We start from the raw sequence: 706 nt of genomic DNA, 5'->3' as shown, positions 1-706 counted from the left end.
GCGACCGGTTGGTCGATCTCGGCGCGGTGCGCGAGCTGACCGGGCGCGACACTTTCCGGCTCTACGGGGTGTAGCGATGGCGAAGGATCGCTTGGAACCGGAGCTTGATCGCGCGTTGACGGACCTGCCGCCCGAGCTGCGCTGGCGGGAATGGATGCGCCGGATTGAGGCGGTGCTGTTTGCCTCGGCCACGCCGGTCGCCCGCGAGGATCTGGCGCGGGTGGTGGGGCAGGGGGCCTCGGTCGATTTGCTGGTGGAGGACCTCGCTGCCGATCTGGAGGGGCGGGCTTTTGAAGTTGCGCAGGTCGCTGGCGGCTGGATGTTTCGCACGCGCGCCACCTACGCGCCCGCAATCCGCGCGGCGGCAGATGTCGGGGACCAACTGCTGGACCTAAGCGAATTCGACGTCGCGGTCTTGGCCGCCATCGCCTACCATCAACCGATCACCCGCGACGGACTCAAGGACATCTTCGGCAAGGAGATCAGTCGCGATCTGATCGGGCGGCTCCATGCACGCAACCTGATCGGGACAGGGCCAAGGTCGCCGCGACGAGGGGCGCCCTATACCTTCGTCACCACCGAACAGTTCCTTTTGGCCTTCGGGTTGGAAAGCCTTCGCGATCTTCCCGATCGCGAGCAGTTGGAGGACGCGGGGGTTGTGGACGAAGTACCACAAGTCGATTTTGGCTAAGCTGTTGCCGATTTT

At 65.0% G+C, this 706-nt stretch carries 2 protein-coding genes; both read left to right on the top strand.

Going from position 1 to position 706, the window contains the following annotated elements; all coding sequences use genetic code 11:
- Nucleotides 1-74 (top strand): DUF1403 family protein (locus A3764_RS24890; protein WP_150122363.1); only part of this gene is annotated, 74 nt, incomplete at its 5' end.
- Between the two features lie 2 nt (nucleotides 75-76).
- Nucleotides 77-691 (top strand): SMC-Scp complex subunit ScpB, encoded by a 615-nt coding sequence (gene scpB / locus A3764_RS20960; protein WP_040609054.1) that lies wholly within the window; start codon nucleotides 77-79, stop codon nucleotides 689-691.
- Nucleotides 692-706 lie beyond the last annotated feature (15 nt).

This window comes from Sulfitobacter sp. HI0129, from assembly GCF_001635395.1.
Lineage (GTDB): Bacteria > Pseudomonadota > Alphaproteobacteria > Rhodobacterales > Rhodobacteraceae > Sulfitobacter.
The sequence above is the reverse complement of the archived record's forward strand: the minus strand, read 5'-3'. Positions and strand labels throughout refer to the sequence as shown.